This window comes from Porphyrobacter sp. MBR-155, assembly GCF_040547625.1.
Taxonomy (GTDB): Bacteria; Pseudomonadota; Alphaproteobacteria; order Sphingomonadales; family Sphingomonadaceae; genus Erythrobacter.
The window spans coordinates 1-11,603 of the sequence record NZ_JBEPQB010000018.1; the positions used below are offsets into that span (position 1 = coordinate 1).

At 57.0% G+C, this 11,603-nt stretch carries 10 protein-coding genes and 1 pseudogene; 7 read left to right on the top strand and 4 right to left on the bottom strand.

Annotated features, from left to right (window positions below; all coding sequences use genetic code 11):
• Positions 1 to 263: 263 nt before the first annotated feature.
• On the bottom strand, positions 264 to 2,576 hold the full coding sequence (locus tag ABIE62_RS14570; protein WP_354327099.1) for a TnsB C-terminal domain-containing protein: 2,313 nt from the start codon (positions 2,574 to 2,576) through the stop codon (positions 264 to 266).
• A 305-nt stretch (positions 2,577 to 2,881) separates the two neighbouring features.
• On the bottom strand, positions 2,882 to 3,718 hold the full coding sequence (locus ABIE62_RS14575) for a hypothetical protein (protein ID WP_354327100.1): 837 nt from the start codon (positions 3,716 to 3,718) through the stop codon (positions 2,882 to 2,884).
• 326 nt (positions 3,719 to 4,044) lie between these two features.
• On the opposite strand from ABIE62_RS14575, the gene ABIE62_RS14580 reads away from it, so the two are divergent.
• Positions 4,045 to 5,166: a hypothetical protein gene (locus ABIE62_RS14580; RefSeq protein WP_354327102.1), complete on the top strand. Its 1,122-nt coding sequence runs from the start codon at positions 4,045 to 4,047 to the stop codon at positions 5,164 to 5,166.
• Positions 5,167 to 5,181: 15 nt separating this feature from the next.
• Here the strand turns inward: ABIE62_RS14580 and ABIE62_RS14585 are convergent, their stop codons facing one another.
• On the bottom strand, positions 5,182 to 6,183 hold the full coding sequence (locus ABIE62_RS14585) for a hypothetical protein (RefSeq protein ID WP_354327103.1): 1,002 nt from the start codon (positions 6,181 to 6,183) through the stop codon (positions 5,182 to 5,184).
• Between the two features lie 114 nt (positions 6,184 to 6,297).
• Between ABIE62_RS14585 and ABIE62_RS14725 the strand changes: the two genes are divergently transcribed.
• The 3 genes from ABIE62_RS14725 to ABIE62_RS14595 all read left to right on the top strand — a co-directional run bounded on the left by ABIE62_RS14725 (position 6,298) and on the right by ABIE62_RS14595 (position 8,788).
• Positions 6,298 to 6,390, top strand: coding sequence for a DUF5131 family protein (locus ABIE62_RS14725; protein WP_502930321.1), 93 nt, complete (start codon positions 6,298 to 6,300; stop codon positions 6,388 to 6,390).
• 713 nt (positions 6,391 to 7,103) lie between these two features.
• Entirely contained in the window at positions 7,104 to 7,631 is a 528-nt protein-coding gene (locus ABIE62_RS14590; RefSeq protein WP_354327104.1) for a hypothetical protein, read from the top strand.
• Positions 7,632 to 8,107: 476 nt separating this feature from the next.
• Positions 8,108 to 8,788: a hypothetical protein gene (locus tag ABIE62_RS14595; protein WP_354327106.1), complete on the top strand. Its 681-nt coding sequence runs from the start codon at positions 8,108 to 8,110 to the stop codon at positions 8,786 to 8,788.
• A 595-nt stretch (positions 8,789 to 9,383) separates the two neighbouring features.
• On the opposite strand, the gene ABIE62_RS14730 is transcribed toward ABIE62_RS14595, so the two are convergent.
• On the bottom strand, positions 9,384 to 9,896 hold the full coding sequence (locus ABIE62_RS14730; protein WP_502930322.1) for a DUF6161 domain-containing protein: 513 nt from the start codon (positions 9,894 to 9,896) through the stop codon (positions 9,384 to 9,386).
• On the opposite strand from ABIE62_RS14730, the gene tnpA reads away from it, so the two are divergent.
• The 3 genes and pseudogenes from tnpA to tnpC form a co-directional block, all read left to right on the top strand.
• Positions 9,791 to 10,237 (top strand): IS66-like element accessory protein TnpA, encoded by a 447-nt coding sequence (tnpA, locus tag ABIE62_RS14610; protein ID WP_354327110.1) that lies wholly within the window; start codon positions 9,791 to 9,793, stop codon positions 10,235 to 10,237. The two genes, ABIE62_RS14730 and tnpA, sit on opposite strands and share 106 nt — an antisense overlap.
• On the top strand, positions 10,234 to 10,581 hold the full coding sequence (gene tnpB / locus ABIE62_RS14615; RefSeq protein ID WP_354327111.1) for an IS66 family insertion sequence element accessory protein TnpB: 348 nt from the start codon (positions 10,234 to 10,236) through the stop codon (positions 10,579 to 10,581). Before tnpA ends, tnpB begins: the two co-directional genes overlap by 4 nt.
• 62 nt (positions 10,582 to 10,643) lie before the next feature.
• Positions 10,644 to 11,507: pseudogene (gene tnpC, locus ABIE62_RS14620) on the top strand (IS66 family transposase); the annotation flags it as partial.
• Positions 11,508 to 11,603 lie beyond the last annotated feature (96 nt).

The window sequence follows — 11,603 nt, forward strand, 5'->3', positions numbered from 1 at the left end:
CTGCTTAAACTCTTCGGAATGCTTCATCATCTCGTCGGTCTCCTGTTGCGAGCTCTAAACGCTCAGGTGACCGGCACAAAACCGTTACAAGTCCACTCTGCAGAGAATCTCTCAGTAGCCTCAGAGCTCGAGGCGACCTCAAGGATTGCCGGTCTGTCGTGATCAGGGTCATCACGCTGTTCTTCGTAATCGTTTACAAAAATTTTGGTCATGTTGGGTCTCCAGAGTTGAGCCCCACCTGCCGAGGCAGGTGGGGCCTCGGTTCAGCCGCGTGCACGGCGACGGCGATTGGGGGTGGCTGCGCCCTCTTCAGGAGGCGTCACGTCTGGATTGCGGCGGCCAGCATCGAACCGGTCGTGCCGCGCTTTCCGGAGTTTCGGCATATTGCCAGCATCACTGCGGGTCGCGAGGATTTCCGCGTCCAAGTTGGTCAACTCAGACGCATCGTGGGCGATGAAGTCATCGACGGTTGCTGACTTCGAGAAGTCCGTGTCGAGCGTGACGAGGTTGCCCGTTATCGCTCGGAGTCTGGGGATGTCATAGAGCTTGGCGAGTGTTTCACGCTCTCTAGCTCTGGCACCGGGAGCGATCGCACGAATAGCTTCAATCCTGCGCGTCCGTGCGGCAAGACGTTCGGCTTCGGTATTGAACCCTTTGGGTGCTGACCCATCGAGCTCGGAGAAGCGTTGAAGCCCCGTGTAATTTTCATCCGCTACACCTTTGGCCTTCTTTTTCCGTTTTGGAGCTACGGCTTCTGGGGGTGCAGTTGCTTCTCGTTTGGCGAGTTCCAGAAGTTCGAGATGAAACCAGAGCGGCATTCCGTCCGCATAGGTTTCGTCCTCACACAGCAGCTCGACGTAGACTCGCTCGGTTTTGTCCCAAGCGTAGATGACGGCGATGTTTTCGGGGTCGAATTTGATCTTGGTGTGAACCACCGCATCGATCCGCGCCTGCCGCCTTGGCTCGAAGCGCAGATTATTATTGACCAGGCGCTCGCATCCTTCCTTCGAGTAGTAACGCAAGCCGTTGAAGATACGCACACCGCTCTTTGTAACCTTCACATTCAACTTGACGTCGTAGGTCTGAAGCCGAAATCGCCGCAGATCATGCATGACATCAATGCCATGTCTGTTCGCTGATCGGCTGTGGACGAGAGCAGGTGGCAATCCATTCAGCCCATCGTGAGGCTCAGTGTGGTATTCGGCGATCGCCTTGTTCGCGATCGCTTCCATCTCATTTGGAGTTACCACTGCAAGTTGTTCACCGTCGTATTCCGTTCGCCGGCTGTAGTCGATCGTCATGGCGTGGCCTGGGAGGAGTTCCAGCATCTTGCTTGGCAGCGTTCCGAAAGCGCGTTCGCCTATCCCTCGATAAGTCGGCTTTTTGATCGGACAGAAGCGGACCGAAAATGAGCCACTATTGGCCGCGTCTTCCAATCCATGACTGGTGAATTCTGCGGCATTGTCGACGATGATTTCACCAGGCTTCCCGCAAATCCGCTTCAGAATTGGGTAGCGTTCAGCATCGGCAGGAGGCGGCCTCTTAGGGTGGTTCATCCGCCAAATGCATTCGCATATGGTCCAGTAACTCGGCGGTCGGAAAGCGATCACCCAACTGACAATGGCCCGGCTGTGCACATCAATTGCGAGAGTCAGCCAAGGTCGCCCCCCTACAATGTCACGTTCCACGTCGACGACCAGAAACGCGTCGAGCCGCGTGTGATCAATGATGACCTTTTCGAGGTTGCGGGTCGCTGTCAGTGGGCGCCCGCCTCCCCGCATTGTGCCGTCGACAAACGGTTTACTGTGCTTTTCATCCTTGGTGTCCGACCCTTCAAGAGCAATGCACTCGCGTCGGAAGGTGTGGTAGGTGAAGATTGGATAAGGCTTGTCAGGTTTGGCATAGTAGACTGACTTTCCCTCATTGACTTGTTTGAGCTCTGTTGCCGCTTGTGAATAGGCAGTAGTCATCGCGCACCTGGTGGCGCTCCATTCGAGTGCGTGCTTCTTGCGAATTTCGAGCGGCACGTCGTCATCATGCGGTTGGCGTGGAACTTTTCCGGTCAGGCGGACCATCAAGTGCCAAGGCCTATTCCCCGGTTCGCCCCGCTCCGCTCGCCAACGCTTGATTGTTGCTGGCTCATCGTGATCACCGAATTTAGCCTTCAGATCCGGGGTCCACAGTTTGGCAAGCCCTTTAGTGATCGCATTGACGCCGTTTGCGATCCCATTTTCGTCAAGCAGAATGACCTGTGCCATCGTTTTGCGAATGCCTGGGTCAATGGCTTCGAGGTCACTGAGGTCCCATTCGGCCTTTGCCGCAAGAGCCCGCGAGGCGACGATCTTCTGCGGGAGGACGATCTTGATCCTGCCTTCAATTAACAGATTGTCGAAGTCGTCTTCGGTTGGAAATTCGGTCCCTCCCTTTCCGTCTGGAACAAGGAAAGGCTGCCCCGTATGGCAATCCTGCATCAGGAGCCGACCTGGGACAGGGTGTGTCGGCCGCTGATAAGGACGGCCGTCGATCTCTATGATCGTGCCCGCTGGAAGGTTGTAGGGTGGAAGGAATTTAGTCATAGGTATTCTCCTGCGAGAGGACGCACGTCAGCAATCGCTGACCGCAGGCACGGCCCCGGGATCACCGGGTCTGCGATCCCGGCTGGAAAGACCCATCGGTCTTCCTATTCGTTGATGGATCGCCGTTCCGGCGCCGGCCCTTGCCCTATTCGAGCTTCCGGCAAATCAAGCGGAGGATGTCTGTTCGAAGATTGGCGCTGTAATTCGCGCCATTCACAACACAGGCCGAACATTGGCGCGAGGGTGTCTTCATCGCACGGTGCAGGCTGGCGCATTCAAAGCTCGGCGCTGTGAGAAGCCGCATGTCAGTGGATCCTGACCGGGGTGCAGCTGGTGAGGAATGAGCGCAGGTCAATCTCGACGCGTCGCCGGACTGTGAGCGCTTGGATCACTGCGGCGCCTCGGGCCGAACATTGAGGTTCGAGCACATTGGCGAGCTCACCATATGTTGTGTCCGGTCCATTGTTGAGGGCGAAGGCTTCGAAGCACCGCATGTGATGGGGCGAAATGTGAAGGAAGCGCCGAGAGGCGAAGAGCTCTAGATTGTTCCGATGATGGCGACTGACGACGATATCCTCAGCCATGACAAGACGAAATCGCATCCCGATGCGTCGACATATCTCGCGCACGCCGGCAAGCTTCAGGCGGTATCGCTCATCCGCAAGATCGCGCTCGTTTCTTTTGATTTCCCATAGCTCGTCCGGAGCATCGAATAGACTTACTTGCAGGTCAGCATACCATTCGAACATTTCGTTTCCGATCGGGAATTTGAGCAAGCATGGCTCGCTTTGCGCCCATTCGACTGCGTGATCGCATTCGGCCGCAAGGAGAGCGTAGCGCTGCGTCTCGCCTTCCCAATGTTGTAAGCGTTTGCGTTTGAAGCTCGGCCAATAGCCATTCTCGTGGGCGCGATTACCGACGAAGGTGCGCAAGGAGCCGCCGTTCCTTTCGACGATCATCTCACCCATGAGGGTAAGCCTTTCGTCAGCGAGAAGATGGTCGTAATCAGCCGTGACCAGACGCGTTCGATCCGGCGTGATCGATCTATTGAGCAGTAACCTGTCGAATCCGCTGTTGCGCACGACATTCTGAGACAGAGGGATCCGTCTGTGATGATCACTGTCGATGAGGACCTTGGTCATACGACATTCGTCCCCAAAGTCCGGGGCCGAGCCAACCATCTGCTGGAGCGGCTTGCCCGTTCCAATGATCTAGGCCCAGTGCCTCCATGGCGACGCCATTCCACGATTGCGGCCGCGTCGATCGGAGGAGCGCTAGGCGCTATCTGCCTGTGTGCGCCCTCAGCTTTTTCATGAAGGTCGGCCTCTTTATCCCTTTCATCCATACACTTGCTCCTCATCGTGATATTCACGTGTTTTTCACTAGACGTTTATGATCTAGTCGCATGAGCGAGGAAATCAAGTATTTTTCTATAGACAAGGGAGCGACCTGATTTTAGGCTTGATCCATGACGAACGATGCAACTGGCGCAGACAAGATCATTGCCAAGATTTGGCCAGAGGAAATGCCTGAGCGGGAGCGGATGATCCTCGACGGCCTGGTGCCCGAGAAACGCAAGCTGGCGCTGGCAAGGCTCGAGGCCGTCTGGCGGGCGGAAAACGGTGAGCCGTTGAAGCCACTCGCAGACAGTTTGGGGTTACGCCGCGCTGCTTTCTTTAACCTGAGAAGAGCTTGGCGTGAACGCTCGCTTGAAGGCGTGATCCCTAACGAGCACCGTAGTGCCCGGAGGCTATCGGTAGAGGAAGGTTCGCCTATACGGGCTGCAACTCGCGAAATGTTGCTGTCGGCTGGGCCGGGGGGCCGAAACATTGATATCGCGAAGCGTCTGATAGCCGCACACCCTCACACCGATGATATTGGCGGAACGAATGAGCAAACGCGATTGCAAGCTGCGGAACGGCTCGTTCGTGACGAGCGAAAGAAATTGGCTACCGATGTAGAGTTTCTCCAGAGGCACTTCGGGCAGCATATCATCATCGATTTATGCGCGGTCGCCATTCTGTTGCTGGGGCAACGAGAATTGGCTGTCGTTGCGGTTTGCCTCGATGCCGCCAGTGGTCTCGTTCTGGGAAGCTCACTCAACAGGCTGGAAACAGCGAGCGAGACACAGCGGGAGGCAGCGGACAACGCTTGGCGGTTTATCTACGACAACAGACTGGATCGTCCGGTAGACGCATGGCCGCGGTGCCATCTTGATATGGTCGTTCCGCCTGGAATTGATGAAGCAAAAGACCGGGCAGCGCTCGAAGCGGCTACGGAAAGCTTTTCGCTTCATCCCTCAGCCTCCTATGCCTTCGGACGAGAGATCCTTCAAAAAGTTGGGCCAAAGATGGGTCGCTTGAGCTTCGCACCGCGAAAGACACTTGGTGTGGACGCCGCTCAGTTCTCGAAGAGCCGAAAAATAACAGAACTTCCACCGAGCGCTGCTATTTCACACTGGGAACGGGAGGTTCTTCGCCACAACGAACCGATCATTGCTTCGTTGAAAGAAGCCCGTATTTGGGGCTCAGGCGTGTCCGAGGGGCGGATGCTTGCGACACTCGAGGCAGTCGACGCCTACCTGATCTAAGCCACGGTGTGGCGATCATGCCCCAGTGCCTTCGATGAACTCGAGCAAGGAAGAGATGTCTCGCGGGTTGCGAAGATTGTCGGGTTGGCTCTCATCGGAACCCAGGAGCCTTGCGCGCACAAGTGCCCGTGCATCATCAATATGAAGGGGAATCTCGCCTTCTGGCAGCCGTAGCGCGCGGCCTTTGTTGCTCGTTGCAACCAATCTCGGTCGTAATCTGATACCGTTGTTTCGCTGGCCAAGCAGAGCCTCTGCATATCGACCATATTGGTATGCACTGGGACTATAGGCGACCGCTTCCAAGCCCGTTTGCTCGAGCGCCTTGCTGAGAACCTGCCAGGATTTGTCGTCTCCGGCCGGGATGGCGATCGTATGTGCACTGCCATGCAGGTTCTTGATAGCGCTCGCGAGGACGCGTGCACTTTTTCCAAGCGTTGGCATTCCATCGAACAGATCGATCATCAACACGCTCGGCGAAATCGTTTCGATGGCGAAGGCTGCCAGAGGTCTGTGAATGCCTGCGCCATCGAAGATCACTGGTAAGTCTAGCACAGCATAATCGATAACGATGTCGGCGAGTGCAATCATGTCAGCAGGCAATCCGGGTTGCCGCTGCGCAGCAATGTATCGCATCAGCTTTTCACGATGCGGCAAGGCGATCGACGCTTCCTTCGCCCGAGCGATAACCTTCTGCGTGATCTCATTCGGGAGTGCACCGGGAGACCGTGCCAGAACGTCCTGAACCAACTTCTCTAGCAAGGGCGTCAATTTGATCGACTTCTTCCTTGCTCGGGTGCGTCCGACGAGAGCCTGCGGATCGCGCAGCACTCTCCAAGCCTTATGGAGATTATAGAACTGTGCCACGCTAATCCCGAGCCCCTGCGCATACCCCTCCGCATTAGCTCGGCCTGGCGCCTTCTCGAATGCCAAAAGCATTTCCAGTCGTCGACGAACCTCTTCTTGCCGATCGGGGCGTATAGCTGACAGGTTGATCTCACTCGCACCATTACTGTTCATGTTTTGTTCTCTCATTGGGTCTACTTCAGTCGTCGGATAAGGGTGATATGCTGAGGGCTGCACTGCAGCCGAGCACCAGTTGTGGCGGTTGCCTTTTCGGTCCTCGGAGGCTTGATGGCTGACGCCAGTGAAATTGAATGGCCTCACGCAACGTGGAATCCGGTGACGGGCAACACGAGGATCATGCCCAGCTGCGACAACTGCTAGGTTGCGCAGCTCGCTGACCGTCTCCGTGCGGTGTTAGGCCACCCTTTCGAGAACGGGTTAGACCCTACCCTGCATCCCACAGGGCTTGACCAGCTTCTACGCTGGCGCCGTTCCAAAACGATCTTTGTGAATTCGATGAGCGAGCTGTTTCAAAAGCGTGACTCAATCGTTTGTCGACGATGTCTTTGACACCATGGAAGGGGCTGGCGGGCGAGTTTTCAGTTGCTGGCCAAGCGCAGCTCAAGAATGCCCGACTAGTCGCAATGCCGGAAATTCCGGTTCAGTCAAACTATTCGCCTTCTTTACCAAGTGATGCGACCCGCATAAGTTTACAAACCTTCGATCCTACTTCCCTGTTCGAGCCTAGTTCGCCACGTTCTTTTTAGAACCACATAAACGTCATCGCGATCATTCAGCTCGCCTGGAATGATTCCATTACGCAACTTTTTTAACATTTTCATTTTTGCAACTAACTAGGTTTTCCGCCGAATTTAGACGATAAAGACGAATTTCTACTATCGAAAAAAGCGATAGGCTCGACATTTTTACACTTTTTCATCTTCTCCACAAAATTTTTTCATCCTAAAAGCCAATCCATCAACGGTGACTTGTTCGTCGGAGATAAATTGTAACCAATACTGCCAGCGAATTCATGATCCTCTGAGCTATCGGTCGAATGTGAAGTTTGGACAGAACGAAAGGCGAATTTTTCTATGACTACAATTATTCTTACAATCATCGGCATCTTGCTCGCCGCTGCTGCGGCTCTGATGGTGATCTTCTATGGTGGCGACGCCTTCAATTCGGGCACAGTTGGCGCACAGGCCAACCAGTATCAGAATGCGGGCACTAACGTCATCTCGGCAGTGCAGATGTTCAAGGCTGAACGCGCCACACGTCCGGCGAACATCAATGCGCTGACCGTTGCGGGCCCCAACGGAGCTTATCTTGATGAACTACCTGCTCTGCCGACCGGTGTCGCAGGCGTTCTGGCGACTGAAACCGTCGGGACTGCCCCGAACGTCACAACGCGCGATCTCTATGTCGTGACCGGTGGTGGCACGCCAGAGACGCAAATTTCCAGCCCAGTCTGCGATCGGATCAATTCGAACCTTCGTGTGACGCCCGCTACTGGCGCAGCCACCGTCGCAGCAGCCCAAGCTCTTGCAGCTGCTGCTGGTGCACCCAAGATGGGTTGCTACACGACCACTGCCGGGAATGTGTTCATCGCCAGAGCGTAATCGGCGCTAACCTATCCGGAGGCGAAGCGCATTCCTTCACGTTGAATGCTGCGAAGGCTTCGCCTCCAGGACTGGCTACAAGTTACTCGCATCATGTTGTGAGAATGCGTGATGTGGGCAGCTCCCCAGCTGTGGTGGTCGGGGGGCAACACGCAGCCAGTGGTCGTGAAAAACGCTGGCAGTTTGGGCCATGTTTCCTCGTGGTGACCAATCCCCCGACGTCGGGATGACGTGACAGCCGGAGAGACGGCGCCTCATTTGCAGCTAAGGTAATTGTTTTCTGCGTTCGCGATGCGTGCTCACGAAGCGGAAGGCAGCTACTTTCCCCCAGCGTCGGGACAATGCGACAGCAAAAGAGACTGCAATCCAATCACTTTCCAGACCGCAGTCGACCGTAGCCTCCGAGCTAGGTCAATTTCCTTCAGCCAATCAATCGGTTTACGATTTTTGAACCCGCCGATGGGCATTATGCTGGCATGAAGAAGCTTTATCTTTTTGCAGTGACTTTGGGCATTTCAAGCCAGGCATTCGCCCAATCTACCACGTGCATGAACCTCGGGGGCGGGTTGATCACTTGTGATACGGCCCAGCCGCAAGGGAACGTTCGCACCGAATGTATGCAGCATGGGACGATCACCAGCTGCAACTCCACGGGTCGGACCGATCAAGGTGCCGCTGCCGGCGGAAGCGTCATGTCTTTCATTGATGGCATCAATGAGCGCAAGTTCAATAAGCGTGTGGGCGAGATGCTGGCTGCTGGCGATTGCATCGGGGCAGCGAACTATGCATTTGAAAAGGGCAGGCTGGAGGTTGGCCAAGCAATCGCAGATCGCTGCCAGCCTGCGCCTACAGCGCCGCAATCTTCTCGGCCGACGAACCTTCCTTACAGCGAGCTGGCTCCGATGATTGCGAGAGCGGCAAGCGCTTATCCTCCCGGGTTCGTGATCGGGGATGGCCTTGTGGTAAATTCGTTCCGGGCTGACGGCGGGACACTGAGATTGTCGACAAACCTCGATCCAGCGTCGAACCGGGCGTCCGTAATCAGGCTAGTTTGTGAAAACCCCGGCATGCAAGCTGTGCTAGTTCATGGCGGCTCTATTTCGATCGATCTGAAGGGGGAATCAATGGACATTTCACGTGGGGACTGTAATCTCTAGCCATTGTTATGCTATGGTTTTTCTATGACAGGGCCACTCCTCTACATCGCGTTGCAAGTCGCCGTCGTTCCTGCTGGCCAGACCTTCAATTGCACGCCGACTCACGTCTGGGACGGTGATGGTCCAGTGTGGTGCGCAGAGGGGCCAAGGCTTCGAATATCAGGGATTGCTGCCCGTGAAATGGATGGCAGCTGTTCGGCTGGACACCCATGCCCTGACAGCGACCCGATCGCCTCCCGAGATGCGCTTGTTGCACTCCTGGGTAGGCGAACCGGCGTAGGGCCGCACGGACATATTCTGGTTTCCGGTCCGACAATGCGTTGCACATCGACAGGGCGCGCGGGCGGTGATCGAACCGGAGCCTGGTGCGTATCGCCGAGATCCGGTGACATTAGCTGCGCGATGGTTCGTGGTGGATGGGCTGCACGCTGGGATAGATATTGGGGAAGGCACCAGTGCTGATGAATGACTGGGGCAGTGAACCGACTGGAAAGCCTGACCCCTGGCTACGCCTTGAGGCAGCAGCGCTGAGCGCATGTGTGTTGGCCTCCTACGCCGCCTGTTTATATTTCCTCGTCAATTGACGTCAGACCTATCACTGACCTGGCTTTCCCACTGCCAATCCTGATATAATTGCCGCAGGTGTGATGGCCGGCAGACCATCGTCTTTCACGATGCCGTCGACAACAGGCCGGAAAAGTGATGCCAACACGATGGCCCTGTCCTGATCCGTGGCTGCGGATTCCTTTTTCAAGGCGAGGTAAGTCTCGGCCATCGACGCCCGCGATGTCGCATCAATAGCGAGGTGGTGCTCTGTCATATACGTCCGAACGACGATGCGCATGATCCAGAAGAACACCGTCAGATAAAGCAACGTCGTAAGCGTGGCGTGTAGGCCGCCTTGCGGTTGAGGCGGCTTCTGCGATGTCTGCCTGCTTTTGGCGGAGCAGCGCGGTGGATGAAGCAGTCGGTTCGGATGAGAGTAGTCATAAGAGCAGTCATATGACTGGTCGGATGGAGGTGATCGCCCGGGTGTCGGGTCGGCGGTTCTGGACCGTCGAGCAGAAGCTGGCGGTGCTGCGGGATGCGTTTGGCCCTGGCGGATCAGTGCGTGCGGCGATGGATCGGCATGAGGTCACCAGCGGATTGCTCTATACCTGGCGCCGCAACGCGATGGCGGGCTTGTTGATCGATCGGCCTTCAAAGGCACCGACCCGTCTGGCAGAGCCCGTTCCTCCCTCGTTCGCACAGGTCGTCATATCCGATCCGGTCTCGTCGCCGTTGGTCTCGCCATCACCGCCATCGCCGCCATCGCCGTCACCACCGATACGGACATCACAGGCCGCAGGCTGTATCGTGATTGATCTGCCGACCGGTGTCAGGCTGAACGTCGATGCGACGGTGGATGCCGAAGCGTTGGCGCGCGTGCTGGCGGTGCTTGAACGATGATCGCGCTGCCGCCGGCGACGCGGGTCTGGCTTGCGTGCGGAGCCACCGACATGCGCAAAGGCATGTGTGGCCTCGCGTTGATGGCGCAGGAGGTCATGAAGCAGAACCCCCATTCCGGGGCTGTCTTCGCCTTCCGCGGCCGACGTGGCGATCTCGTCAAGCTACTCTGGTATGATGGTCAGGGCTTTTGCCTGTTCTCCAAGCGGATCGAGCGGGGCCGGTTCGTCTGGCCGATGAGCCAGACAGGCGTCGCGCACTTAACTGCCGCGCAGCTTTCGATGCTCCTGGAAGGCGTCGACTGGCGGCATCCTCAACGGACCTGGAGACCGGCCCTGGTCGGTTGATAATCGGCGGTAATCAGCCGTTTTTGATCGCCTTGATCCGCCTGATCCGGTAAGGATCAGACGTGCAGCAGGACGCTATCTTCCCATCCGATACGGACGCGCAGATCGCCGGGCTGAAGGCCCAGATCGACGCTCGTGATCGCGTTATTGCAATGCTGCGCGCCCAGCTTGCTCAGTTGCGACGGATGACATTCGGGACTTCGTCGGAGAAGCTGGCGCGCGAGATCGAGCAGCTCGAACTGGCGCTGGAAGAGTATGAGGCTGAAGCCGTCAATGCCGATGCGCGCATGCCCGATATCGTTGCGGCGTCTGAACGACCGGCACCGGTCCGCTCACTGCCAACGCATCTACCGCGCCACGAGATTATCCACGAACCTGCTTCTGGCACCTGCGCCTGCCCATGCTGCGGCGGTGAGCTGCGTCAGCTCGGCGCCGATGCCGATGAGATGCTCGACATCGTGCCCGTCAGCTGGCGCGTCGTGCGCAATGTCCGGCCCAAGTATAGCTGCCGCGCCTGCGAGCGGATCGTCCAGGCGCCCGCGCCGCCCAAGCCGATCGCGCGCGGCAAAGCAACATTCAGCACGCTCGCCCATATCGTCGTCGCCAAGTTCGATCATCATCTGCCGCTCTACCGCCAGGCTGAGATCATGGCGGCGCAAAGCATCGAGATCGATCGTTCGACGCTGGCGGGCTGGGCGGGACAGGCCGCACATCTGCTCGAGCCGATCGTCGCCCGCATCCGCGAGGAAGGCCTCAAGGCCGCTAAGATCCACGCCGACGATACGCCGGTCAAGGTGCTCGCGCCCGGCAGCGGCAAGACCACAACCGGCAGGCTATGGGCCTATGTCGTCGACGATCGCAGTTGCTCTGGCGTGTCTCCTCCGCTTGCGTGGTATCGCTTCACCTCCACCCGTGCCGGCATTCATCTGGACTTGTAACGGTTTTGTGCCGGTCACCTGAGCGTTTAGAGCTCGCAACAGGAGACCGACGAGATGATGAAGCATTCCGAAGAGTTTAAGCAG

Excerpts from the sequence above, each read along its gene's own strand:
- ABIE62_RS14590 (WP_354327104.1), top strand. The coding sequence starts at position 7,104 with ATGACTACAATTATTCTTACAATCATCGGCATCTTGCTCGCCGCTGCT.
- ABIE62_RS14575 (WP_354327100.1), bottom strand. The coding sequence starts at position 3,718 with ATGACCAAGGTCCTCATCGACAGTGATCATCACAGACGGATCCCTCTG.
- ABIE62_RS14580 (WP_354327102.1), top strand. The coding sequence starts at position 4,045 with ATGACGAACGATGCAACTGGCGCAGACAAGATCATTGCCAAGATTTGG.
- ABIE62_RS14595 (WP_354327106.1), top strand. The coding sequence starts at position 8,108 with ATGAAGAAGCTTTATCTTTTTGCAGTGACTTTGGGCATTTCAAGCCAG.
- ABIE62_RS14725 (WP_502930321.1), top strand. The coding sequence starts at position 6,298 with ATGGCTGACGCCAGTGAAATTGAATGGCCTCACGCAACGTGGAATCCG.
- ABIE62_RS14570 (WP_354327099.1), bottom strand. The coding sequence starts at position 2,576 with ATGACTAAATTCCTTCCACCCTACAACCTTCCAGCGGGCACGATCATA.
- tnpB (WP_354327111.1), top strand. The coding sequence starts at position 10,234 with ATGATCGCGCTGCCGCCGGCGACGCGGGTCTGGCTTGCGTGCGGAGCC.
- ABIE62_RS14585 (WP_354327103.1), bottom strand. The coding sequence starts at position 6,183 with ATGAACAGTAATGGTGCGAGTGAGATCAACCTGTCAGCTATACGCCCC.
- tnpA (WP_354327110.1), top strand. The coding sequence starts at position 9,791 with ATGACTGGTCGGATGGAGGTGATCGCCCGGGTGTCGGGTCGGCGGTTC.